We start from the raw sequence: 25,188 nt of genomic DNA, 5'->3' as shown, positions 1-25,188 counted from the left end.
AGATGTGCCCCCACCGGTGGACGCGATTGCTGCGTTGCGATATTGGGGCCACCGTTTATATGCCATTGGGAGCAGTTGAATCATGATCGGACTTGTGCTTGTCACTCATGGCAAGCTGGCTGAAGAGTTTCGTCATGCTGTAGAGCATGTCGTCGGTCCTCAGAAATTTATCGAGACGGTCTGCATCGGCCCCGAAGACGATATGGATCAGAGACGACAGGATATCCTGCAGGCGGTCTCTAGCGCGGACGACGGCCACGGCGTCGTCATCCTGACCGATATGTTCGGGGGTACTCCTTCCAATCTCGCTATTTCGGTCATGAGCAGCGGTCATACCGAAGTGATTGCCGGCATGAACTTGCCGATGCTGATCAAACTTGCTGGCGTGCGTGGCGAAAACAACATGGAAAAGGCGCTCGTCGAAGCGTCGGAGGCCGGGCGGAAATACATCAACGTCGCCAGCCGCGTTCTGAGTGGCAAATGATGAAAACAAGTCCCGCCATGACCTCGTTTTCCCGGGAACTGCTCATCGTAAACAAGCGCGGCCTTCACGCGCGCGCCTCCGCCAAATTCGTCCAAATGGTCGAAACATTCGACGCTGCCGTTACTGTCTCCAAGGACGGAATGACAGTCGGCGGCACCTCGATCATGGGCTTGATGATGCTTGCCGCGAGTCCGGGCACGACAGTTCTCGTTTCTGCGAGCGGCAATCAGGCGGCCGAAGCGCTGAACGCATTGGATCAATTGGTTCAGGACAAGTTCGGCGAAGAAATGTAGCCTTCCAGGCTTCATATAAACATATAAAGACTTCTTTATATCCTTATTGCCATCGCATGCGAAGCCTGCTACACGGCGGGCATGGCCGTGCGTCAATGCACGCGTTCGAGCTATCGCGCCGTCAACTGCGCGCTTATGAGACGCTTTTCAGCTGGAGACCTCGATGAGCACTGAAAGAGATTATGTCGTCGCCGATATCGGTCTGGCGGATTTCGGCCGCAAGGAAATTTCGATCGCCGAAACTGAAATGCCGGGCCTCATGTCTTGTCGCGCCGAATTCGGCCCGTCAAAGCCGCTGAAGGGCGCGCGCATCACCGGCTCGCTGCACATGACGATCCAGACGGCCGTTCTGATCGAAACGCTCGCCGCGCTCGGCGCAGAAGTCCGTTGGGCTTCCTGCAACATCTTTTCGACCCAGGACCATGCCGCTGCCGCAATCGCCGCATCGGGCGTACCGGTTTTTGCCGTCAAGGGCGAGTCGCTCGAAGATTACTGGGTCTACACCGACAAGATCTTCCAGTGGGCCGATGGCGGCCTCTCCAACATGATCCTCGACGATGGTGGCGATGCCACCATGTACATCCTGCTCGGCGCGCGTGCCGAAGCCGGCGAAGATGTACTCTCGCACCCGCATTCCGAAGAAGAAGAGATCCTCTTCGCACAGATCAAGAAGCGTCTTGCCGCTTCACCGGGCTGGTTCACGAAGCAGCGTGATGCGATCAAGGGCGTCACGGAAGAAACCACCACCGGCGTCAACCGCCTCTACCAGCTCAGCCAGAAGGGTCTGCTGCCTTTCCCGGCGATCAACGTCAACGACTCGGTCACCAAGTCGAAATTCGACAACAAGTATGGCTGCAAGGAATCGCTGGTTGACGGCATCCGGCGCGCCACCGACGTCATGATGGCCGGCAAGGTTGCCGTCGTCTGCGGCTATGGCGACGTCGGCAAGGGGTCAGCGGCATCGCTTTCGGGCGCCGGCGCCCGCGTCAAGGTCACCGAAGCCGATCCGATCTGCGCGCTGCAGGCAGCGATGGACGGTTACGAAGTCGTGCTGCTCGAGGACGTCGTCTCGTCTGCTGATATCTTCGTCACCACGACCGGAAACAAGGATGTCATCCGCATCGACCATATGCGTCAGATGAAGGACATGGCGATCGTCGGCAATATCGGCCACTTCGACAATGAAATCGAAGTCGCGGCACTCCGTAACCTCAAGTGGACGAATGTGAAGCCGCAGGTCGATCTGATCGAGTTCCCGAAGGGCAATCGCATTATCCTTCTTTCGGAAGGCCGCCTGCTCAATCTCGGCAACGCGACAGGCCATCCGTCCTTCGTGATGTCGGCCTCCTTCACCAACCAGACACTGGCGCAGATCGAGCTCTTCACCAAGCCCGGGCAGTACGAAAACAAGGTCTATATTCTGCCGAAGCATCTCGACGAGAAGGTTGCCCGCCTGCACCTCGACAAGCTTGGCGTGAAACTGACGCAGCTTTCTGAAGAACAGGCCGCCTATATCGGCGTGTCGCCGAAGGGTCCTTTCAAGTCCGACCACTACAGATATTAACCTCGGCAACAATATCCACAACATCTTGGGGATGCCGCATTGACAAATGCGGCATCCCTATTTTTTGGGTCCCACCTTCCCGCCGATTCCCTTCCGAAGTATTGTTCTAGAACTCGATTCGTGGCGCGGAGGTATCCGGTTTGCCCGAAAATGGGATGTCTTGTCGTGATGCGGCACATTGAAGGACGGAGACATACCGCTGATGTCGGAAATGAATCACAGCCTGCCGGGACAGGCGGACGAGGGCGCTTGGCCTGACATCCGTTCACACGAGGCAGGCCAAAAACATACGGCCAGAAAAGCCGTGAAGCAAAGCTCGGGGTCACTGACGCGGCTCGCGAGGATTTGCGCAGGCGGAACGGCAATCGCAGCATTGGCGCGGCCGGTGCTGGCCCAGGTCGAATCCGAAGCAGCAGCATCCGCACATCTTTTCACATCTTCGCAGGTCGTCGGCTTTTCCGTCGTGATCGGCGTCATTTCCGCAGCCCTGCTTTCAACTCTCTGGCTCGTGCGTCAGCGCGGTAATCTTGAAAACGAAAGCCGTGAAATCCGCTCCGCCCTTTCCGATGCGCATCAGCGCATTTCTCAATACCAGGCGCTGATCGCCGACAAAAATCGCCGCATCGTCGTCTGGGACGGCGATGAGCGGCCGGAACTGCTTGGCCAGCTCCCAGCCGAAACCGGTGCGCCGCAAGACAGCGAATTCCTGGCGTTCGGCCTCTGGCTGAAACCCCGTTCCGCTACAGAGCTCGAAAGAGCGATCGATCGTCTGCGTGGAGTTGCACAGAGCTTCGATATGGTCGTCGAAACCAGTCGCGAAGAAATCCTCGAGGCGCAAGGCCGGGTTTCCGGTGGCCGCGCCTTCGTGCGTTTCGTGGCGCTCAACAACCTCCGCGCCGAGCTTGCCGAATTGAAGATCGAGCGCGACCGGCTGATGTCCTCGATCTCGGCCTTCCAGAACCTGCTCGATGCGATCGACCTGCCCGCATGGCAGCGCGATACCGAAGGGCGCCTTACCTGGGTCAATCAGGCCTATGGCGATGCGGTCGAGGCGACGTCGCCCCAGCACGCGATCAATGAAGGGCGGGAATTCCTGACGACGGTCGCCCGAGAACACATCCGCGTTGCGGCGACGCCCGAATCACCCTTCCACGACAAGATTTCGACGGTCGTCCGCGGCAATCGCACCTTTTTCGACGTCGTTGACGTGAAGTTGCCAAGCGGTTCGGCGGGAATCGCGATCGACGTTTCTGAAGCCGCATCCGTCCGCGCCGAGCTCGAGCGGACGCTGAAAAGCCATGCCGAGACACTTGACCATCTTGCGACGCCTGTAGCGATCTTCGATGGCGAGCGCCGTTTGCAGTTTTATAATCAGGCCTTCGTCGCGCTCTGGGAACTCGATATCGCTTTCCTCGAAAGCAAGCCCGACAACGCCGAGTTGCTGGAGCGATTGCGCGCCGCAAAGAAGCTTCCCGATCAGCTCAACTGGAAAAGCTGGAAAGAAACCGCACTTTCCGTCTATCGGGCACTCGATACGCAAACGGACCTCTGGCATCTGCCGAACGGTCAGACACTGCGGGTCTTTGCGACTGCACATCCGCAAGGCGGCGCAACCTGGGTTTTCGAGAATTTAACCGAACAGGTCGCTCTCGAAACGAGATACAACACACTGGTGAAGGTCCAAGGCGAAACGATCGACCATCTCTCCGAAGGCGTCGCCGTTTTCGGAGCCGACGGCCGTATTCGCCTTTCGAACCCGGCCTTCCGTATGCTCTGGGGCATTACCGAAGCCGACGCCAAGCCGGGAACACATATTCGTGCGATCGGCGAAACGTGCTTACCGTCCTATGACCGGCCGGACGGCTGGAAAACCTTTGGGGAGCTGATTACCAGCTTCGATGACGAACGCCGTTCCAGTCAGGGAACACTGGAATTGCTCTCTGGCCTTGTGCTGGACTACGCCGTCATTCCGCTGCCAAACGCCCAGACGATGCTGACTTTCGTCAACATGACCGACAGTGTCCGCGCTGAGCGTGCGCTGACCGAGAAGAACGAGGCGCTGCGCAAGGCCGACGAGCTGAAGAACGATTTCGTCCAGCATGTCAGCTATGAGCTGCGCTCACCACTGACCAATATCATCGGTTTTGCCGACCTGCTGCGCACCCCGAGTGTCGGGCCGCTGAACGAGCGTCAGGCCGAATATATCGACCACATTTCGACCTCCTCGTCCGTGCTGCTGACGCTGGTCAACGATATTCTCGATCTTGCCACCGTCGATGCCGGCATTATGAGGCTCAACTATTCGGAAATCGACCTCAACGATCTTCTTGATGATGTCTCCATGCAGATTGCCGACCGGCTGCAGGAAAGCGGCGTGACGCTGGAGATCACAGCGCCTGCCTATCTTGGTTCGATCGTCGCCGATCCCCAGCGCTTGAAACAAATCCTATTGAAGCTGCTTTCCAATGCTGCGAATTTCTCACCGGAAGGTGCGGCAATCGCTCTCGAATGCCATCGCGAGGGCACGGATTTCGTGTTCTCCGTCAGCGACCGCGGCCCCGGTATTCCGCAGGACATGATCGCGACAGTCTTCGATCGTTTTGCCACGGGCGCAAAAAGCGGCAAGCGCGGCGGTGCAGGCCTTGGCCTTTCGATTGTGGACAGTTTCGTCAGCCTACATAACGGCAGGGTTTCGATCGATAGCCAGCCGGGCAAAGGCACGAAGGTTATTTGCCGGATTCCCTCGGTCAACCTGCCGCATTCCGTCGCAGCAGCAGAATGATCACGAAGGACGGCACAATCTCCCTTTTCCTGGAAGACGAGGCGGCAACAATCCGCCTTGGGGAAGATTTGGCGCTCGCGCTGAAGGCAGGTGATTGCCTGGCACTTTCGGGAGATCTCGGCGCCGGAAAATCATCCCTTGCCCGTGCGTTTCTGCGCGCCATGGCGGATGACGAGCGGCTTGAGGTCCCGAGCCCGACATTTACGCTGGTCCAATCCTACGATTTGCGGTTTCCGGTTTCGCATTTCGATCTCTACCGCCTCGCTGATGGGGCGGAGTTGGAGGAACTCGGCTTCGACGAAGCGCTTCAGAACGGTATCTGCCTTGTCGAATGGCCAGAAATGGCAGAAGACGAATTGCCCGCCGATCGTATCGTGATGAAACTTGAGCATGAAGGCAGGGGCCGGCGGGCAACGATTTGCGCACCGCCCGCACAGATGCAGAGAATCCGCCGCGTCCTTGCAATCCGCACTTTTCTCGCCAAAGCCGGGCACCCGATCGCAAAACGCCGCTTCCTGACGGGTGATGCATCGCTGCGCGCCTACGAAGCGGTCTATCCGGATCAGAAGAGCCGCAAGATACTGATGGATTGGCCGCCGCTTCCCGAGGGACCGGCCGTACTCGACGGAAAGCCTTATCCGAAGGTTGCCCATATTGCCGAGAATGCCTATCCCTTCGTTGCAATTGCCAATGTGCTGCGCGAGAAAGGCTTCGCAACGCCAGAGATCTACGAGGTCGACTATGCTGAGGGCATTCTGCTGATCGAAGATCTCGGCAGCGATGGCGTGCTCGATGAGGGCGGCAAGCCCATCGCCTCGCGTTACCGACAAAGTGTCGCCTGTCTTGCGCATTTGCACGGGATGAAGATACCGCAGGATATCCGCGTCACCGATAACCACATCCACCACGTTCCCGATTTTGACCGCACCGCCATGAAGATGGAAGTGCGCCTTGTTCTCGACTGGTATCTCCCCTGGAAGCGCGGTACAGCCGCCAGCGATGCCGAGCGTGAGGAATATCTGGCGATCTGGGATAGGCTCATCGATGAACTCGCATCGGCAGAAAAAAATCTGTTGCTCCGGGACTTTCATTCCCCAAACATCATCTGGCGCGAAGGACAAAAAGGCATTCAGAAGATCGGCCTCATCGATTTTCAGGACGCCATGATTGGCCCGACCGCCTATGATCTTGCATCCATCGTGCAGGATGCGCGCGTCACCATCGAACAAGCCCTGTTCAGGCAGCTCATGGACGACTATTTGGCTTTTCGCAGCGCACAGGGCAATTTTGACGAAGCCGGCTTCCTGAAAAGCTGGGCGATCATGTCGGCGCAGCGTAACTGCAAGCTTGCCGGTCTCTGGGTGCGGCTATTGCAGCGCGACGGAAAGCCCGGCTATACGAAACACATGCCCCGCACGCTCTCCTATCTCCAAGTGGCGCTTGAACATGAAGCGCTTGCCCCCTTGCGCGATTGGTGCGCAAGGGCTGGAATAGGTTAGAGCGAATCATAAGTTCCGGATCAGATGACGATCAAACAAGCCATGGTGCTGGCTGCCGGCCTTGGCACCCGCATGCGCCCGATCACCGATACAATCCCGAAGCCGCTGGTGAAAATCGACGGCAAGCCGATGATCGACTATGCACTGGATTCGCTTGCAGAGGCAGGCGTTGAGAAGGCGGTCGTCAACATCCATCATCTCGCCGATCAGATGCTCGCACATCTGAATTCTTACGAAGCGCTTGATATTATCATTTCCGACGAGCGCGACCGACTGATGAACAATGGCGGCGGTCTGGCAAAGGGCCTCAAGCTTCTTGAGCGCGGCACAGTTTTCGTCACCAATGCCGATCTTTTCTGGATCGGTGAACGGGCCGACCGGCCGAGCAACCTCCGTCGATTAGCCGGATTCTTCGAAGCAAACAGCATGGATATGGCCATGCTCTGCGTCAAACTCGCGGATACGACCGGCCACAATGGCAAGAATGATTTCAACCTCGCCCCAGATGGCAGGCTTACCCGCTATCGTGAAAGCGGTCCGAACCCCGTCGTCTATGCCGGTGCAATCGTCATGGACACATCGTTTCTGGACGATGCTCCCGCCGATGACCCGTTCAATTTCAATATCTATTTCGACAAGGCGATCGAGCGCGGACGGCTTTTTGGCATGATGCTCGAAGGCCATTGGCTGACGGTCGGCACGCCGGAGGCGATCGGCGAAGCGGAGGAAACGATCCGGCGCTTCCGGACGTTTGTGTAACGGATGGCCGAACGGCACCAGCCTCGCGTCCTAACGATCCCGGCAGGTCTGCCTTTCCTGAAGACGCTTGCCGCGACGCTCTGCGACGGGGGACTGACACCGCTCTTCCGGCACGATCCGGACGATCCGCTTTCGCTCTCCAAAGTAACGATCTACCTGCCAACGCGTCGCGCCGCCCGCGTGCTGCGTTCGCATTTCGTCGATCTTCTCGGCGGCCGTTCGGCGATCCTGCCGGTTATCCGGCCGCTCGGCGAGACGGATGACGACAGCGGCTATTTCGAGGAGGCGCTGCCTGCAACGCTCGATCTCGCACAGCCGCTTTCGAATACGGCGCGCCTGCTGGAGCTTGCCCGCCTCATCCTCGCCTGGCGCAACAGGCTGCCAGAGATCGTGCGGCGTATCCACGCCGATTCGCCCTTGGCGGCGCCGGCGAGCCCGGCAGACGCGATCTGGCTCGCACGCAATCTTGCCGAACTGATCGATTCCATCGAGACCGAGGATCGCGAGTGGTCGGAAATCTCGAAACTCGATGCCGAAGATCACGCTCTGTGGTGGCAGTTGACGGCCGAATTTCTGCAGATCGCCATCGCTTTCTGGCCGGAACGGCTTGCAGAACTCGGAAAATCGTCACCGGTACGCCATCGCAATGCAATCCTGCGTGCGGAAGCCCACCGGCTCGCAACGGCAAAACCTGGCGGACCGATTATTATTGCCGGGTCCACCGGCTCGATGCCGGCAACGGCCGACCTCATCGCTGCCGTCGCCAATCTGCCCGAGGGCGTGATCGTCCTTCCGGGCCTCGATCTATCCATGCCGGATGCGCATTGGCAGATGGTCGCACCAGAGATTACCGCTGGGGGGCGGACCAACCCCGCCAGCCGAAGCCACCCGCAATATGGCCTTTCGTCCCTCCTCAAACGGCTGAACCTCACGCGCGGCGACGTCGTTGCGATCGAGGAGGCCGAACACGATCTGCATCGCCGCGCAGAAATTCTTTCCCGTGCGCTCGCTCCAGCGGAAGCGACGGATAATTGGGGCGAATGGAAGAAAGAACTCCCCGACGATGCATTGGCGGCTGCCTTTGCCGATGTCTCGCTGATCGAAGCCACAAACGAACGTGAAGAAGCGACGGCGATCGCCATAGCCTTGCGGCTGGCACTGGAGCAGCCGGGACGAAACGGCGACAGCCAGACAGCGCTTATCACACCGGACCGCAATCTGGCACGGCGCGTGATGGCAGAGCTCTCCCGTTTCGGCATCCTGGCCGACGACTCGGCAGGTACGCCACTTGCGGCCATGCTGCAGGGAACACTCCTTCAATTGCTCCTCGAGGCAACCCTCCGGCCCGGCGATCCAGTCACCATCGTTGCATTGCTCAAGCATCCGCTGGCCCGCTTCGGCCTCGAACGCGGCGCGCTCGCCCAAGCCGTCCAAGCACTCGAACTGCTCGCCCTGCGTGGCGGTGTTGCCGCGGTTGATATCAGCGCGTTGGAGCCTTTGCTGGAGCATCAACTTTCAGAGCAGGCAAGGGACAGACACGCGCCGAATTGGCGCAGGTCGCTGCCACCGGAAGCGGTGGAGCAAGCGCGAAACCTTGCCCGGCGGATGTCGAATGCGACCGAACCGCTGGCATCCGCGCTTGTCGCGCACCGCCCGGATGGCCGTGGGCTGACGGCCAGCTTCACTCTTTCCGATTGGGCGGAGCGGACCGGACGTGCACTCGAAGCTGTGGCAATCGATGAACGCGGCAACCTCGCCAATCTCTGGGCTGGTGAAGCGGGGGATTCACTTGCAAGCCTGCTCGCAGAGGTGATCGAGACGGAGGGCCAGATCGAAGCCGATGGACCGCAATGGATCGATATCATGGCGGCGCTTTCGGCCGGCCAGGCGGTCAAGCCACGCGCGCTCAGCCATCCAAGAGTCTTCATTTTCGGCACGTTGGAGGCGCGTCTGCAAAGCGTCGACACGCTGATCCTGGGTGGACTGAATGAAGGCTCCTGGCCTGGCCAAACGGCCAACAATCCCTTCATCTCGCGCACGATGAAGACGGAAATCGGCCTCGAGCCGCCGGAGCGGCGCATCGGTCAACTGGCCCATGACTTCGTAATGGCGAGCGGAACACGGCATCTGATCTATTCGCGCTCGCTGCGGCAAGGCTCGACGCCGACGGTCGCTTCGCGCTGGCTTCAGCGGCTCTTGGCGCTGGGCGGCGAGGCTTTCGAAAGGGAACTGAAAGCACGCGGCGACCGCTTCGTGCATTGGGTAAGCCTGCTGGACGAGAGCAAGAGCCAAACACCCGCGCAACGCCCCTCGCCTACACCGCCCCTTGAATTGCAGCCGAAATCCTATTCCTTCAGCGAAGTTGGCCGCCTGCGCCGCGATCCTTATGCCATCTATGCCCGGCGCATCTTGCGGCTTGACCCCGTGGATCCCTTCAATCGCGATCCAGGTGCTGCGGAACGCGGAACGCTCTATCACACGATCATCGACCGCTTTGTCCGTGAAGGACATGTCGCCGGTACCCCGGAAGCCGCGCAAGCCATGGAAACCATTCTGATGGAGCTCTTCGACATGGAGCGCCTGCCGTCGCACATTGATGCAGTATGGCGTCCGCGTTTCAGGGAGGTGGCGCGCGCATTCCTCGAATGGGAAGCCGAACGCCGACCGGCGATCCGCAAGACTTATACGGAAGTGCGCGGCGGCGTGGAACTCGAACCGATCAATATCCGGTTGACAGGCGTTGCCGATCGCATCGATGTGACGGGGCCAAACGCTGCCGACATCATCGACTACAAGACCGGCTACAATCCATCGCCCGCACAGGCGCGCGCGCTTCTCGATCCGCAGTTGGCGCTCGAGGCCGCGGCGCTCCGCGCCGGCGCCTTTCGCGACGTCGGAAGTCTGACGCCGCAGGATCTCATTTATGTGCGCCTTCGGCCCGGCAGCCGTTTCGACACCGATGTCGTCAACAATGAAACTTCCACCCGAAGCGACAAGGCAAAATCGGCCCTCGATCTGGCAGAGGAATCGATCGATCAATTGGTCAAATTCGTGTCTCTTCTGCAATCCGGCGAACGTGGCTTCACTTCACGGTTAATTCCCGCGCAGCAGTTCGATTTCGGCGGTGATTACGATCACCTTGCCCGCGTTTCCGAATGGTCGACGGCCGAAAACGAAGAAGGAGGCGGCGATGAGTGATCCGACCGCACTTCCGCAAGGGGACGATCCGGGCATGTGGATCAGCTGGACGACGATCCAGCAGTCGATTGCCTCCGACCCGTCGCGGTCAGCCTGGGTTTCGGCCAATGCCGGTTCCGGCAAGACGCATGTGCTGACGCAGCGCGTCATCCGCCTTCTGCTTTCCGGTGCGCGGCCCTCGGCCATCCTCTGCCTCACTTATACCAAGGCCGCCGCATCCGAAATGTCGAATCGTGTCTTCGCACGTTTGGCCGAGTGGGCGGTGCTGCCGGACGAGGAACTCAAAAACCGCATTACGCAGATCGAAGGCGAAACGCCGGATCGGCTCAAGCTTGCCGAAGCGAGACGGCTTTTTGCCAAGGCGCTGGAAACGCCGGGCGGGCTGAAAATCCAGACCATCCATGCCTTTTGCGAGGCATTACTGCATCAGTTTCCATTGGAGGCCAATGTCGCCGGACACTTCTCGGTTCTCGACGATCGTGCCGCAGCGACATTGCTCGCCGATGCCCGCCGCTCGCTCTTGACCGCGACGACACCCGACCAGGATCCCGAGCTTGCCGATGCCTTCTCCTATATTCTCAATCTCGGTGACGAGACCGGGTTGGAAACACTACTCGGCGAGATCGTCGCCAGCCGTAACGCCATTCGCCGCTTCATTTCCTCGGCCGAGCAACGAGGCGGGATTGCGGCCACGCTGCGCAGGGAACTGCAACTATCCGCCGACGAAACAGAGGCCCAGATCACCTCGCGATACTGGCCGCTGCCGGGTCTCTTCGGCCTGACGTTCGATCTTTACCTGACATTGACAGCCCAAAAGGGCGGCGCGAAAGCGCAGGAAGTCGCCTATGGCTTGCGGCAGGCTTCCAACGAGCGCAATGCGACTAAGCGCGCCGAATTGCTGGAAAAAATATTCCTGACGGCGAAGGGCGAACCCAAGTCGGATTCGCAATTCACCGTTAAAGCCATGCTCTGCGATGCACCTGAGCTTGCAGATGCGATCGCTGAAGCGCGCGCGCATGTCGTCGCCTGCCGCGACCGCCTCAAGATCATGCGGATGTTCAATGCCACGCATGCAGCGATGATCCTCGCTGACCGGCTGAACCGGGACTATGACGACCTGAAAAAGCAGCGCAGTCAGCTGGATTTCGAAGATCTCATCACGCGCACCGCGGATCTGCTGACGAAAAGCGGCGTCGGGCCTTGGATTCATTATAAGCTCGACCAGGGCATCGATCACATTCTGGTCGATGAAGCGCAGGATACGAGCCCAATCCAATGGAGCGTGATCCAGTCGCTGGCGGAAGATTTCTTTTCCGGCGAAAGTGCGCGGCCGGTCGTGCGGACGCTGTTTGCCGTCGGCGACGAGAAGCAATCGATTTATTCCTTCCAGGGCGCGCGCCCGGAACGTTTCTCCGAGGAGAGCGAACGTACGAGGAGGCGGGTCTCGGCAAGCGGTCAAATGTTTTCGTCCGTGCGCCTGCCCCTTTCCTTTCGCTCGACATCCGACGTTCTCGCTGCGGTCGACCATATCTTCACATCGTCCGAAAACGCGCGAGGCCTCAGCGCCGTCGAAGAACCGGTCGTTCACCGATCTAGCCGCATCGGTCACCCAGGTGCCGTCGATCTCTGGGAGATGATCGCCCCCGAAGCCACCGTTAAGGACGAAGACTGGACAGCGCCCTTTGACGCGACTCCCGAAAGCGCGCCAGCTGCTATTCTTGCGCGGCGGATGGCCCATACGATCGAGCGGCTTGTCGGCCATGAGACGATCGTCGACAAGGGCAAGGAGCGTCTTATTCGGGCGGGTGATATCCTTGTGCTCGTCCGCAAGCGCGATGCCTTCGTCAATGCCCTGACCCGCGCACTGAAACGGCGCAACAATATTCCGGTCGCGGGCGCAGACCGCCTCAGGCTGACCAGCCATATCGCTGTTCAGGACTTGCTGGCGCTTGGCCGCTTCCTCTTGTTGCCGCAGGATGATCTTTCACTGGCGGCGGTGCTCAAGAGCCCGCTGTTCGACCTATCGGAAGACGATATCTTCGCACTCGCTGCGCTGCGTAGCGACAATGCAAGCGTGTGGACTCACCTGCAGCAATTCGCACTCGACGGTCACGAGCGTTATGCGACCGTGACAGAAAAGCTCACGCTCCTTCTTCATCAATCGCGAAACCTCTCCGTTCACGACTTTTACGCGCGTCTGCTTGGCGTTCACGGCGGCCGGCGGCAGTTTCTCGCGCGTCTCGGCACCGAGGTCAGCGATATTCTGGACGAGTTCCTCACATTCACGATTGATCACGAAAGCTCGGGCTTGCCCGGCCTGCAATCCTTCATCTCAGCGCTGGAACTCGAAGCGCCCGAAGTGAAGCGTGAGCAGGACAAGGGCCGCAACGAGGTTCGGATCATGACCGTGCACGCTTCTAAGGGGCTGGAAGCACCGATCGTTTTTCTTGTCGACGGCGGCTCCAAAGCTTTCACGCATACCCACATGCCGAAACTGCGCCTGCTCGAAACAAATGCAGAAACCCCTCCAATACCTGTCTGGGTTCCGGTCAGCGGCCTTGCCAATTCGATGACGCAAGCCGATGCGGCACGACTTCAGAAATTGGCGGAAGAGGAATACCGGCGGCTGCTCTATGTAGCGATGACACGCGCCGCCGACCGGTTGATTGTTTGCGGTTATCGCGGTGTCAGGGCAAACAGCGATACTTGGCACATGATGATTTCATCAGCGATGGCAGACAGTCACCCACATGTTACACCGGCAAGCTTCGAAGGACCGGATGGTGAATGGCAGGGCGTGAAATGGCGCGTGCCGCAAGTGGGCCGCACGTTCGAGCGCTCAGAGAAGCTGGAAGACTGGAACGAGCGCGAGGCCTTGCCCTCCAGCATTCTCCGGCCGCTCCCGCCGCAAAGGCAGTTGCCGAGACCTCTCAGCCCATCCGGCGCCGGAACCATCATCGATGAGCAGGCGGATGACCTGTTGATCAATTCGCCGCTCTTTGCGGAAAAAACACGCTCCGACAGGTCGTTGGAAAAGGGGCGTCTGATCCACCGCATGCTCCAGACTCTACCGGACATCGCTCCAGCCGAGAGAGCGGACGCGGCGGCGCGTTACGCAAGCCGCGCTGCACGTTTCTGGCCCGAAACCGAACGGCAGAGATTGATCGATTCGGTGCTGAAACTAATGACGGAAGACAGCCTTCAGGCGATCTTTGCAGTGCACACGCAGCCGGAAGTCTCGATCATGGGGACGCTCACCTTGAAGGGGGGCCACTATGCCGTTTCCGGCCGTGTCGATCGCTTGGCCGTATTCGACGATCGCGTCGTCGTTCTCGACTATAAAACCAATCGCGTGCCGCCCGCGACCCAAAAGGACATTCCCTCTGCGCATCAGGCGCAGCTTGCGATCTACCGCGAGATCCTGGCGCCGCTCTATCCGGGCAGGCGCATCGATTGCATGCTGGTCTATACCGAGAACGCCACTGTCTATACGTTGAGCGGGCGGGAGCTCGAAATGGCGCTTGCAGGACTCAAAACAAAGTGAAATACCGGACATTGAAAGTTCGGCACCGCACCATCACATGTGGATCAACAGTAAATTCCGCTAAAGGAGCAGCCTATGGCTACCGTGAAAGTCGATATCAACAACTTCCAGTCGGAAGTTCTGGAATCTGCAGAACCCGTCGTCGTTGATTTTTGGGCTGAGTGGTGCGGTCCGTGCAAGATGATCGCTCCGAGCCTTGAGGAAATTGCAACCGAACTCGCAGGCAAGGTTAAGGTCGCTAAGCTTAATATCGATGAAAACCCGGAACTGGCAGCCCAGTTCGGCGTCCGCTCGATCCCCACGCTTGCCATTTTCAAGGCTGGTGAAGTTGCCGATATCAAGGTCGGCGCTGCTCCGAAGACCGCTCTTTCGAGCTGGATTTCGAACGCCGCGTGATTTCATTGCATATTGAGAGAAAAAGCCCGGCTCTGACCGGGCTTTTTTCATTTCGGGGGTATTTCGTTGTCAGCAAGAACATCGCCGACCGGAGCCTGCGGATCAAGGACCTCCTCGATCGTGTCCAGCGCTTCACCGACGGGCCCGACATCGACCCGGATTTCGGCACCGGCCGGGACATGTGCGACAAGGCGACCCGCTGAAGCTCTGGCCATCGACGGAATTCATAGCCTTTCCATCATCGCTTCGGTGACGACAAAACCTGCTGGCTTGACGGCGCGGATTGCTGCTGCGGCGTCGGTATATGGCGGCCGGGAAGGCGCGGCAACTCAGATCGGCGAGACCGAATTCGTCCTGATAGACGAGGCGGCCATGTTTTTCATGCGCCATGTAATCCTGGCCGAAGAGAGCGGTCGGGCGATTGCATGAGCCGAAGTAGCTTCGTAGCGAAACTGCCTGAGTCCTGCGATTGCCTGCCGCCCGTTAAGTGTGAAAGCTCCTGCTCACCATTGCAACGATGATCTCATAGAGTTCGTCTTGAGCTTGTTCGATGGTGATTTGTCCCGTCGCAGCGGCATGAGATAACGAATCGGCCGCCCCGAGCACCGCCCAGAAGCTTGACTGCATGATGCCCTTTGGGCCCGTGAACGGCGCCAACGCCTTTCGGCATTTCTCGATGAACGCCAGTTGATAGTCGCGTTTGACGGCCTCCAGTTCGGGGGAGCCCGCAAGTCCGGCCAACACGCCGGGAATCTCGCGACCCTGGGCCAGCACGCATTCGACATAGGACGAAGCGATGACCCTTGCGGTTTTTTCCAAGATCGGCGCGCAGGCTTCGAGCGCGGCGTCGATCACCGCCGTCTGGCGCGCGTCGAAGTCCTGATAGAGAGCCGTCAACAGGCCGTTGCGGGTACCGAAATGGCTGTAGATTACGGGCTTTGTAACGCCGGCCTCGTCCGCCATGCGCGGCAGCGTCAGGGCATCGGTGCCTTCTTCGCGCGCGAGCCGCCACGCCACGTCGAGAAGCTGGCATAGCCGCTGGTCACGGCTCAAACGGACGCGCTTCGGGATCTGCGTGTCATCGGGTGTGCTTGACATCTCTATATACCAAATGTAACTTACTTAAAGTATATAGATACAACCCTTCCAACGCAACCATCCGCTGGTCTTTCGTCAGCGGCCGAAGCGGCACGCCTGCGCGCGCCGTTCGCAGAAGGAATTTACCCAATGACCGATATGGCACTTCCAAGCTCCGTGAACAGAAAGGCATGGCTCGGCCTCATGGCCGTGCTGCCGCTGGTCCTGCTCGTCGCAATGGACGGCTCGATTCTCTACCTCACCATGCCGCACGTCACGTCCGCCCTGACGCCGACAGCCGACCAGGCGCTCTGGATTCTCGACATCTACGGCTTCGTGGTCGGCTCCCTGCTGATCGTCTTCGGCAATATCGGTGACCGCTATGGGCGGCTCAAGCTCATTATGGTGGGCGCGGTGGTATTCGGTGCGGGATCGCTCGGCGCGGCCTATTCGCAATCTCCATTGATGCTGATCGCCGCACGGGCGCTCATGGGGCTGGGCGGTGCGACATTGCTGCCGTCGGGGCTGGCAATCGTCAGCGCCCTGTTTCCCGATCCGCGGCTGCGCGCGCGGGCCATCGGCATCTTCGCCGCGACATTCGCAGCCGGCTTCGCCATTGGTCCCCTTATCGGCGGCATGTTGCTCAGGCAGTTCAAGTGGGGCGTCGTGTTCCTCATTAATGTCCCCGTCGTGCTCGCCTTCCTCATCGTCGCGCCGATCCTGCTTCGCGAGGTCCGCTCGACGACCTATGGTCGGATCGACCTGCCGAGTCTCCTGCTGTCGTTCGCCGGCATCCTGCTGTTCACCTGGTCGCTCAAGTTCGCCGCAGCCGAGGGTATTACGGCGGCGCAGTCCGCCGGCGGGATCATCGGCATTCTTGCCCTCGTGCTGTTCCTACGCCGACAGACCCGCATCGACTATCCGCTGCTCGATCTCAGCCTATTTCGAGATCGCGTTTTCTCCATCGCGATCCTGACCGGACTTTTATCCCTCGTCGTCTGGTCTGTCGCCGGCTACCTGTCCGGGATCTATCTGCAATCGGTGCTCGGCTTCGATGTCTTCACCACGGCGCTGCTGACGCTGCCGGGGGCCATCGTGCTGACTGCGACATGCGTAGGCACCGCTCGCATCGTGGAGTGGATCGGCCGCAAGACTGCTCTTGTGGCGACGCATCTACTGATAGGCGCAGGCGTCATCTTACTGCTGCTTACAAGCACTGAGGTTGGTGGCGCGGCCTTCATCGCATCAACGCTCATCGCCGGCATCGGCTACGGACTGTCGTTCAGCCTCGTGGCCGAGGTCGCTGTCTCGGCGGTTTCGCCCGAACGGGCCGGCGCGGCCGGATCCATCGCGGAAACCAGCAACGAGCTGGGAAATGCGCTCGGCATCACTCTGCTCGGATCGCTGGCCGCCCTGAGCTTCCGCCTGCTTGGTCCCGGCGTAGCGGGCACGCTCAACGAGACCCTGGATCGGCCAGGCCTTCCCCCTGAGACCGTCGCACAGGCCAAAGAAGCCTTCCTTACCGGGTTGCATGTCGCAGTCGGAGTCGGAGGGTTGCTCATGCTTGTCGTCGGAATCATTGCGTGGCTCTGGCTGCCAAGAAACCTGCCGAAATAGTGATCCGTGGTGTCGCGAAAATCCCCGATTGAAGCGATAGTTTTGCGACGTGGTTTACGTCGTCACAAGAATAGGCATTCTGCGACAATTGAGTCTGCAGAATGCTTCCACATTTCGGTTTCATTTCGGGGGTGTTTCGTTGTCAGCAAGAACATCGCCGACGAGATAGAGCGACCCGCCGATCAGGATTCTGGGCGCCGGAGCTTGCGGATCAAGGATCTCCTTGATCGCGTCCAACGCTTCACCGACTGTGGCCTTCGGCTCTGCAACAAGGCCGGCATCATAGGCAGAATTTGACAGGATCACCGGATCGATCATCGCCTCGCTGCCACGGATCGGTACGCAGAAGACCTTTTCCGCAAGCCCGACGAAGGCCCTGAAATAGCCGACCGGGTCCTTGGTATTGATCATGCCGGTTATGAGGTAGAGCGGCCGCGGCTGCTTTTCCTCGAAATTCGCCATGGCCTCGGCGATAACTTCGCCAGCACCGGGATTATGGCCTCCATCGATCCAGATTTCGGCACCGGCCGGGGCGTGTGCGATAAGGCGGCCCTCGGTCAGCCGCTGAAGGCGACCAGGCCATTCGACGGAATTCATAGCCTTTTCCATCATCGCTTCGGTGACGACAAAACCTGCTGCCTTGACGGCGCGGATTGCTGCTGCGGCGTTGGCATATTGATGGCGGCCGGGAAGGCGCGGCAACGGCAGATCGGCGAGACCGAATTCGTCCTGATAGACGAGGCGGCCATATTCCTCATGCGCCATGTAATCCTGGCCGAAGACAGCGGTCGGGCAATGCAAGCGCTCGGCAGTCGACATCAAGACATCCAGGACTGCATCATATTCCTGATGACCGATCACCACGGCGTGCCCGGCCTTCATGATGCCGGCCTTTTCGGCCGCGATCAGTTCGACGCGGTCGCCGAGATAGGGCTGATGATCGAGCGAGATCGGCATGATAACCGAAACGGCCGGATCGGAGATGACGTTTGTCGCATCAAACCGTCCGCCGAGACCCACCTCGATGATTGCCGCATCGGCCGGGTGCTCGGAAAAGAGAAGAAAAGTCACCGCCGTCAAGATTTCAAAGACCGTGATTTTCTGGCCGGCATTCGCTTCAGCAACGCGCCGAAGCGCTTCTGCAAAAACCGAATCGTCGACAAACTTACCCCGGCCGCCCTTAAGACCGATCCGGTAGCGTTCATGCCAGTTGACCAGATGTGGCGAGGTATGGACATGGACGCCGTAGCCACCGGCTTCCAGCAATGCGCGGCAAAAGGCTGTAACCGAACCCTTGCCATTTGTTCCGGCGACATGAATGACCCGCGGCAGCCGGTTCTGCGGATTGCCGAGTACTTCGAGAAGGCGGGTGATGCGATCGAGCGAAAGATCGAAACCCTTGGGATGCAATCCCATGAGTTTGTCGATCTCCTGCGCTGCTTCACTCACTGCGGTCTGGCCCCTGGGTATCATTCAGCACCCCGCCCAAGCAGGTTTGTATCAATCAGGCGCTCGCTGCGATTGCGATCGTGCCGCCATTCACCGCAAGCGAGTTGGCGGGCTTGCGGGTCAGGATGCTCAGGACCCGCGCAAGCGTTTCCGGAATATCGTGCCGTTTGACGACCATGTCGACCATGCCGTGCTCGAGAAGGTATTCCGAGGTCTGGAAACCTTCCGGCAGCTTCTCGCGGATCGTCTGCTCGATGACGCGCTTGCCGGCGAAGCAGATTTCAGCGCCCGGCTCTGCCAAATGCAGATCACCCAGCATAGCGTAGGAAGCCGTTACGCCGCCCGTGGTCGGGTTAGTGAGAACGACGACATAGGGCTGGCCAGCTTCCTTGAGCATATCAACGGCAACGGTGGTGCGCGGCAGTTGCATCAGCGAAAGGATGCCTTCCTGCATGCGCGCGCCGCCGGAAGCCGGGAACATGACGAGCGGGCACTTTTCGGAAATCGCACGCTCGAAGGCTCTGACGATCGCCTCACCGGCAGCAATACCGAGCGAACCTCCCATGAAGTTGAACTCGTGCACGACGGCGACGAGTTTCAGCCCGCGAACCTTGCCAACGCCAGCGAGGATCGTGTCTTCCTGTTCTGTCTTGAGGCGGCTGTCTTTCAGGCGATCCGTGTATTTCTTGGAATCACGGAATTTCAGCGGATCCTGCGCGACCTTCGGCTGCGGCAGCGACTCGTATTCACCGTTGTCGAAAAGGTCGGCAAGGCGCGCCTTTGCCGGCATCTTCATGTGATAGCCCGAGGCCGGAATGACCCACTTGTTGTCTTCCAAATCCTTGTGGAAGACCATCTCGCCCGTTTCCGGGCACTTGATCCAGAGGTTCTCCGGCACTTCACGACGGCCCAGCATGGAATTGATGCGCGGGCGAACGTAGTTGGTGATCCAGTTCAAGTCGAAAACTCCTGATTGACTACAGCCAATGTGGGGACACTATTCGGCAGCAACAAGGCGCGCCGAACGCGTTCCGGATGAAAGACCACGGACGAGGGTGGCCACGGCCTGGACTGTATCTGCTGTGGCCTTTCCGTCGCTGCTCAGGCTCATCGCCACCTGATTGACGATGGCCGTACCAACCACGACGCCATCGGCGGAGCTGCCGATGACCTTGGCGTGATCGGCAGTCTTGACGCCGAAACCGACGCAAACGGGCAGATTGGTATGCTGCTTGATGCGCTTCACGGCCCCGGAGACCAGCGATGGATCAGGCAGGACCGAACCGGTGATGCCGTTCATCGAAACGTAGTAGACAAAGCCAGACGTGTTCTTCAGTACCGTCGGAAGGCGCTTGTCATCGGTCGTCGGCGTTGCCAGACGGATGAAATTGATGCCCTTCCTGATTGCTGGAATGCAAAGCTCGTCATCCATTTCCGGCGGAAGATCGACGACGATCAAGCCATCGATGCCTGATGCGAGCGCATCGTCCAGGAACTTCTCGACCCCGTAGATATAGATGGGATTGTAATAGCCCATCATCACGATCGGCGTCGCGTTGTCACCCTTACGGAAATCGGCTGCCAGCTGCAGCGTCTTCTTAAGCGTCTGTCCGCCCTTTAGCGCGCGCTGGCCAGCCATCTGGATTGCCGGGCCATCGGCCATCGGATCGGAGAACGGCATGCCGAGTTCGATGACATCAGAACCGGCTTCCGGCAACGCCTTCATGATGCCGAGCGAGGTCTCGTAGTCCGGGTCGCCGCCCATGAAATAGGTCACGAGCGCCGGACGGCCTTCAGCCTTCAGATCGGCAAAGCGTTTATCCATACGTGCGGTCATGACTTACACACCCATTCCCAGAATCTTGCCGACGGTGAAGATGTCCTTGTCGCCGCGGCCGGAGAGGTTCATCAGGATGATCTCGTCCTTGCCCATTCTCGGCGCGCGCTTGATGACTTCGGCCAGCGCATGCGACGGCTCAAGCGCCGGAATGATACCCTCGAGGCGGGTCAGCGTCTGGAAGGCATCGAGCGCCTCGTGATCCATGATCGGCACGTATTCGACGCGGCCAATATCGTTCAGATAGGAATGCTCGGGGCCGATGCCGGGATAATCGAGGCCGGCCGAAATCGAGTGGCCCTCCTTGATCTGACCATCACCGTCCTGGAGCAGATACGTGCGATTGCCGTGAAGGACACCCGGCGAGCCGGCCGTGATTGAAGCGCAGTGCTCATCGCCTTGCAAACCCTTGCCGCCGGCTTCGACGCCGACGATCTTTACGCCTTCGTCATCCAGGAACGGATGGAAGATGCCGATTGCATTCGAACCGCCGCCAACCGCAGCGATGACAAGATCCGGCAGACGTCCTTCGGCCTCCATCATCTGCTCCTTGGCTTCCGCGCCGATGACCGCCTGGAAATCGCGAACCATTTCCGGATAGGGATGCGGCCCGGCTGCGGTGCCGATCAGATAGTAGGTGTCATCGACATTGGTGACCCAGTCGCGCAGGGCTTCGTTCATCGCATCCTTCAGCGTGCCGTGACCTGCTGTCACCGGCTTCACCTCGGCGCCAAGCAGCTTCATGCGGAAAACGTTCGGCGCCTGGCGCTCGACATCCGTCGCGCCCATATAGACGACGCAGGGAAGGCCAAAGCGGGCGGCGACCGTTGCAGAGGCAACCCCATGCTGGCCCGCACCAGTTTCAGCGATGATGCGCGTTTTGCCCATGCGCTTGGCAAGCAGGATCTGGCCGATGCAGTTGTTGATCTTGTGCGAACCCGTGTGGTTCAGCTCTTCCCGCTTGAAATAGATCTTCGCGCCGCCAAGCTCGGCAGTCAGGCGCTCAGCAAAATAAAGCGGACTCGGACGGCCGATGTAGTGTCTGCCAAGATGTTTCAGTTCCGCCTGGAATTCCTGATCGTCCTTCGCCTTGTTCCATTCCTCCTGTAGATCGAGGATCAGCGGCATCAGCGTTTCGGCAACGAAACGGCCGCCATAGATGCCAAAACGGCCATCCTCATCGGGACCGGAACGGAAGGAATTCGGTTTTAGCGTCTGGTTCACTCTCAACTCCCTGAGACCGTTTCAGGCTCGCAAGCCTTCTCGACCGCATCGAAAAAATCATCGATCATGGCAACGCTCTTCACGCCGGGTGCACTTTCGACGCCGGAGGATACGTCGATGCCCGGCGCCTTGGTGATCGTCAGCGCCTCGGCGATGTTGTCCTTGTTCAGCCCACCGGAAAGCATGTAATCCACGCTATCGTCAAGCTGGCCGAGCAGGCTCCAATCGAAGGAAACCCCGTTGCCGCCCGGCAATTCGGACCCCTTCGGCGGCTTGGCGTCGAAGAGAAACCGGTCGGCTATCCCAATATAAGCCTCAACCCGCTTCAGATCATCGGCGCTGCGAACAGAGAATACCTTCATGATCGCGAGACCGTAGACGGCCTTTATCGTCAAGACGCGTTCCGGGCTCTCGTTGCCGTGAAGTTGGATCATGTCCGGCTTCAAAAGCGCTACGATTTCATCGAGTTCATCATTCGTCGGATCGACGGTGACGGCGACGATCTTGGCTTTGCCGCGGACAGCATCGGCAAGCTTTCCGGCAACGTCCGGCTCGATATAACGAGGACTTCTTTCGAAGAAGATAAAACCGATATGGTTCGCGCCGCGATACACCGCGCGCTCGATCGCTTCAGCGCTCTTCAGGCCGCAGATTTTGATATCGGGTTTCATGGCAGCGAAGTGACACGAAAAGGCAAAAGAGTCGAGCCAATTTGCGACTAAGGCTTAATTTCCCGCGGCTAAACGCTCAATCAAAGTCGATTGCGTGAAGCTGGCTTCCGTAGCGTTTCAGCCAGGTTTTCGCATCTTCCATATGCGGGCAGAGCTTTTGGCAAAGCGCCCAGAAATGCGGGCCGTGATTCATTTCTCTGAGATGCGCCACTTCGTGGGCCGCTAGATAATCGATCACCGAGGCCGGCGCCATGACGACGCGCCAGGAAAAGCTCAAATTTCCCTCCGACGAGCATGAGCCCCAACGGCTGCGCGTGTCTTTCATGGAAATCGACTTGATCGGCGCCTTGATCGAACGTGCGTGGAAGTGCGCGAGCCGCACGAGGTCAGAGCGCGCCTCCTTCTTAAGAAAGGTTGCGATCCGGCGGCCAAGATGTTCCGGTAGGCCGCTGACCTTCAGCACATGCCGGTCGCCAACCATGACTGCCTCGGTGAGGCCGCGCAGACTGCCGGTATGTTCGATCCGGTGCTTGATGCCGCGCAAAAGGATCTCGCCGCCATCGTGAAGGGTATTGTCGACGGAGAACTTTGCCAGTTTCGTCAACAGCCATCCCTGATGACGGTCGAGGAAGGCGTTGACCTCGCGCTGCGCAAGGCCCTTCGGAACCGTCATTTTCAGCGCTCTGCCGCCGGGCTCGATGCGCAGCGTAATACGGGTTGCGCGATCATGCTGCTTGATCGTGAGCGGCATCAGCCTGCCTGCGACGTCCAGCGTCCGCGTTTCGGGCGGGGCAGGTTTTCGTGCAGCAGTCCGTTGCGACTTGGAAAGGAGCGGAAACATAAGCGCTTTTTCTATACGATTCGCAACAAATCCGGGCAAAGAAAAACCGGCATCGCTGATGCCGGTCTGTTGATCATCTACTGACACGTTAAGGCGTCTGAAATTCGGCAACCGGGCCATTGTCATCGCGCTTTGCATTCTTTCGGTCGCGCATGAAACGGTCGAATTCGTCCTGATCCTTGGCGCGACGAAGCTCGCGCATGTAGGTATCGAATTCCTCGCGCATTTCATCGAGCTTACGGCGCTCTTCCTCGAGGCGGTCAAGCTCGGCCTTCCGCCAATCGTCAAAGGCGACGTTGCCGGTCGAAAAATGCGGGCGGTAGCGGCCATGCGAACGGCGGCAGCCGGCAAAAAAGCCGTCAGTCGCGTTGTTCGCTTCGCGCTTGAAACCGCGAAGCCGCTCGCCGAAGATGATATAGGCAAGCATGGCCAGGCCCAGAGGCCAGAAGACCACGAAGCCGAGCACCATCAACGCAACGGTAGCCGGAGTCCAATCCGGGCGAAGCAATGCTGACTGGTTCATCGTGCGGTATCCTCGCTTTCTGCGCCCGGCAGAATACCGAGCGCTGAAAATCGATGTGGTTACCGCTGGCCAACCCTTCAAGACGATTGCCCGCGAAATCGGACAAGGCCTTGAACAGGCAAGATTAAATCAGCATCCTCTAACTCAGGCGGATTTGCCGCCCCTGATGACGCGCTTGACGCTGAGTTTTCCAGAACGAGAGTGCTCGCGGACGAAGTTGACGATACGCGGCGCGATCTCGCGGCGGAAGCGTGATCCGTTGAAGACGCCGTAGTGGCCCACGTCGGGCTGAAGGTAGTGCATGCGCATGTCGTCGGGGATGTTGACACAGATCGTCTGCGCCGCCTTCGTCTGGCCCACACCGGAGATGTCGTCGTTCTCGCCTTCCACTGTCAGCAGCGCGACATTGCGGATTGCGGCCGGATCGACGCGCTTGCCACGATGAATCAACTCGCCCTTCGGCAGGGAGTGCTTCATGAACACCTGATCGACCGTTTGCAGGTAGAATTCCGCGGTCAGGTCCATCACGGCAAGATACTCGTCGTAGAAATCGCGGTGCTTTTCAGGCTCACCGTCGTTCTTCACGAGATGCATGAAGAACTCCTTGTGTGCGACCACGTGCCGGTCGAGGTTCATCGACATGAAACCCGAGAGTTGCAGGAAACCCGGATAAACCGGCCGCATGAAGCCTGGTTGTGGCCATGGCACATTCATGATGACGTTTTCGGCAAACCACGTCAGCGGTCTCTCTTCTGCGAGTTTATTGACCGCTGTCGGATTGATGCGAGTATCGATCGGTCCGCCCATCAGTGTCATTGACGACGGTGACAACGGGTCGTTTGCCTCTTCCATGACGGCGGCGGCGGCCAGCACAGGCACGGAGGGCTGACATACGGCAATGACGTGCGTATCGGGGCCGAGAAAATGCAGCATCTCGATGACATAATCAACATAGTCATCGAAATCGAAGGTTCCCTCCGTCATCGGCACCATGCGGGCATCGACCCAGTCGGTGATGTAGATATCGGCGCTCGGAAGCAGCGCTTCGACCGTACCGCGAAGCAGCGTTGCATAGTGACCGGACATCGGTGCAACGATTAAGATTCGGGGATCACGGTGGCCGGAAGGCGTGTTGCGCGCAAAATGCAAAAGATTGCAGAAAGCACGCGACCAGACGATCTCTTCACGCACTGCCACCTTGCTGTCGCCGACGACCGTTTCCTTCAATCCGAACTCCGGCTTGCCGTAGCGGCGCGTCGTCCGCTCGAACATCTCGAGACTTGCGGCGATCGTGCGGCCAAACGGCGTCTGCGAAAAAGGATTAAGCGGATTGGCATAAACAAGCCTCATCGCATCAGCGGCAGCGCGGAACGGCGCCATCGCTGCATGGTTCAATTCATAAAGCTGATAAAACATGAGTTGCGCCACCT

At 59.2% G+C, this 25,188-nt stretch carries 21 protein-coding genes; 12 read left to right on the top strand and 9 right to left on the bottom strand.

What is annotated here, in order from left to right:
• Window positions 1–82: 82 nt before the first annotated feature.
• The 11 genes from RGR602_RS00175 (at window position 83) to RGR602_RS39590 (ending at window position 14,948) form a co-directional block, all read left to right on the top strand.
• Entirely contained in the window at window positions 83–484 is a 402-nt protein-coding gene (locus RGR602_RS00175) for a PTS sugar transporter subunit IIA (protein ID WP_039843423.1), read from the top strand.
• A gap of 17 nt (window positions 485–501) precedes the next feature.
• Window positions 502–777: an HPr family phosphocarrier protein gene (locus tag RGR602_RS00170; protein ID WP_039846553.1), complete on the top strand. Its 276-nt coding sequence runs from the start codon at window positions 502–504 to the stop codon at window positions 775–777.
• 163 nt (window positions 778–940) lie between these two features.
• Window positions 941–2,341, top strand: coding sequence for an adenosylhomocysteinase (ahcY, locus tag RGR602_RS00165; RefSeq protein ID WP_039843422.1), 1,401 nt, complete (start codon window positions 941–943; stop codon window positions 2,339–2,341).
• Between the two features lie 202 nt (window positions 2,342–2,543).
• Window positions 2,544–5,123 (top strand): PAS domain-containing sensor histidine kinase, encoded by a 2,580-nt coding sequence (locus RGR602_RS00160; protein ID WP_039843421.1) that lies wholly within the window; start codon window positions 2,544–2,546, stop codon window positions 5,121–5,123.
• On the top strand, window positions 5,120–6,622 hold the full coding sequence (gene tsaE, locus RGR602_RS00155; protein ID WP_170250136.1) for a tRNA (adenosine(37)-N6)-threonylcarbamoyltransferase complex ATPase subunit type 1 TsaE: 1,503 nt from the start codon (window positions 5,120–5,122) through the stop codon (window positions 6,620–6,622). The genes RGR602_RS00160 and tsaE overlap by 4 nt, the downstream gene beginning before the upstream one ends.
• Before the next feature lie 24 nt (window positions 6,623–6,646).
• A complete protein-coding gene (locus RGR602_RS00150; RefSeq protein WP_039843420.1) occupies window positions 6,647–7,381 on the top strand; it encodes a nucleotidyltransferase family protein in 735 nt (244 codons plus the stop codon).
• 3 nt (window positions 7,382–7,384) lie between these two features.
• On the top strand, window positions 7,385–10,579 hold the full coding sequence (gene addB, locus RGR602_RS00145) for a double-strand break repair protein AddB (protein WP_039843419.1): 3,195 nt from the start codon (window positions 7,385–7,387) through the stop codon (window positions 10,577–10,579).
• Window positions 10,572–14,123: a double-strand break repair helicase AddA gene (gene addA, locus RGR602_RS00140; RefSeq protein WP_039843418.1), complete on the top strand. Its 3,552-nt coding sequence runs from the start codon at window positions 10,572–10,574 to the stop codon at window positions 14,121–14,123. Before addB ends, addA begins: the two co-directional genes overlap by 8 nt.
• Window positions 14,124–14,198: 75 nt before the next feature.
• Window positions 14,199–14,519 (top strand): thioredoxin, encoded by a 321-nt coding sequence (trxA, locus tag RGR602_RS00135; protein ID WP_022718427.1) that lies wholly within the window; start codon window positions 14,199–14,201, stop codon window positions 14,517–14,519.
• A 5-nt stretch (window positions 14,520–14,524) separates the two neighbouring features.
• Window positions 14,525–14,722: a hypothetical protein gene (locus RGR602_RS39595; RefSeq protein WP_170250137.1), complete on the top strand. Its 198-nt coding sequence runs from the start codon at window positions 14,525–14,527 to the stop codon at window positions 14,720–14,722.
• Window positions 14,723–14,768: 46 nt separating this feature from the next.
• Window positions 14,769–14,948, top strand: a complete 180-nt coding sequence (locus tag RGR602_RS39590) for a hypothetical protein (RefSeq protein WP_039843416.1) — start codon at window positions 14,769–14,771, stop codon at window positions 14,946–14,948.
• A 54-nt stretch (window positions 14,949–15,002) separates the two neighbouring features.
• Here RGR602_RS39590 and RGR602_RS00120 read toward each other — a convergent pair whose 3' ends face one another.
• Window positions 15,003–15,617: a TetR/AcrR family transcriptional regulator gene (locus tag RGR602_RS00120; protein ID WP_039843415.1), complete on the bottom strand. Its 615-nt coding sequence runs from the start codon at window positions 15,615–15,617 to the stop codon at window positions 15,003–15,005.
• A 129-nt stretch (window positions 15,618–15,746) separates the two neighbouring features.
• Between RGR602_RS00120 and RGR602_RS00115 the strand changes: the two genes are divergently transcribed.
• The gene (locus tag RGR602_RS00115) at window positions 15,747–17,213 is read left to right on the top strand and encodes an MFS transporter (RefSeq protein ID WP_039843414.1); all 1,467 of its coding nucleotides are present in this window, start codon (window positions 15,747–15,749) and stop codon (window positions 17,211–17,213) included.
• A 120-nt stretch (window positions 17,214–17,333) separates the two neighbouring features.
• Here RGR602_RS00115 and RGR602_RS00110 read toward each other — a convergent pair whose 3' ends face one another.
• From RGR602_RS00110 to RGR602_RS00075, 8 genes are all read right to left on the bottom strand, one after another.
• Window positions 17,334–18,686 (bottom strand): bifunctional folylpolyglutamate synthase/dihydrofolate synthase, encoded by a 1,353-nt coding sequence (locus RGR602_RS00110; protein ID WP_039843413.1) that lies wholly within the window; start codon window positions 18,684–18,686, stop codon window positions 17,334–17,336.
• 31 nt (window positions 18,687–18,717) lie between these two features.
• Window positions 18,718–19,620 carry an acetyl-CoA carboxylase, carboxyltransferase subunit beta gene (gene accD / locus RGR602_RS00105; protein WP_039843412.1) on the bottom strand — a complete coding sequence of 301 codons (903 nt, stop codon included), beginning with the start codon at window positions 19,618–19,620 and terminating at the stop codon, window positions 18,718–18,720.
• A 39-nt stretch (window positions 19,621–19,659) separates the two neighbouring features.
• Window positions 19,660–20,499: a tryptophan synthase subunit alpha gene (trpA, locus tag RGR602_RS00100; protein WP_039843411.1), complete on the bottom strand. Its 840-nt coding sequence runs from the start codon at window positions 20,497–20,499 to the stop codon at window positions 19,660–19,662.
• Between the two features lie 3 nt (window positions 20,500–20,502).
• Window positions 20,503–21,723, bottom strand: coding sequence for a tryptophan synthase subunit beta (trpB, locus tag RGR602_RS00095; RefSeq protein ID WP_039843410.1), 1,221 nt, complete (start codon window positions 21,721–21,723; stop codon window positions 20,503–20,505).
• Window positions 21,724–21,725: 2 nt separating this feature from the next.
• Window positions 21,726–22,394: a phosphoribosylanthranilate isomerase gene (locus RGR602_RS00090; protein ID WP_039843409.1), complete on the bottom strand. Its 669-nt coding sequence runs from the start codon at window positions 22,392–22,394 to the stop codon at window positions 21,726–21,728.
• Window positions 22,395–22,470: 76 nt separating this feature from the next.
• The gene (locus tag RGR602_RS00085) at window positions 22,471–23,235 is read right to left on the bottom strand and encodes a M48 family metallopeptidase (protein WP_039846551.1); all 765 of its coding nucleotides are present in this window, start codon (window positions 23,233–23,235) and stop codon (window positions 22,471–22,473) included.
• Window positions 23,236–23,323: 88 nt separating this feature from the next.
• Entirely contained in the window at window positions 23,324–23,758 is a 435-nt protein-coding gene (locus RGR602_RS00080; protein ID WP_039843408.1) for a DUF2852 domain-containing protein, read from the bottom strand.
• A gap of 144 nt (window positions 23,759–23,902) precedes the next feature.
• Window positions 23,903–25,174 carry a polyhydroxyalkanoate depolymerase gene (locus RGR602_RS00075; protein ID WP_039843407.1) on the bottom strand — a complete coding sequence of 424 codons (1,272 nt, stop codon included), beginning with the start codon at window positions 25,172–25,174 and terminating at the stop codon, window positions 23,903–23,905.
• Window positions 25,175–25,188 lie beyond the last annotated feature (14 nt).

This window comes from Rhizobium gallicum bv. gallicum R602sp (assembly GCF_000816845.1).
Taxonomy (GTDB): domain Bacteria; phylum Pseudomonadota; class Alphaproteobacteria; order Rhizobiales; family Rhizobiaceae; genus Rhizobium; species Rhizobium gallicum.
The sequence above is the reverse complement of the archived record's forward strand: the minus strand, read 5'-3'. Positions and strand labels throughout refer to the sequence as shown.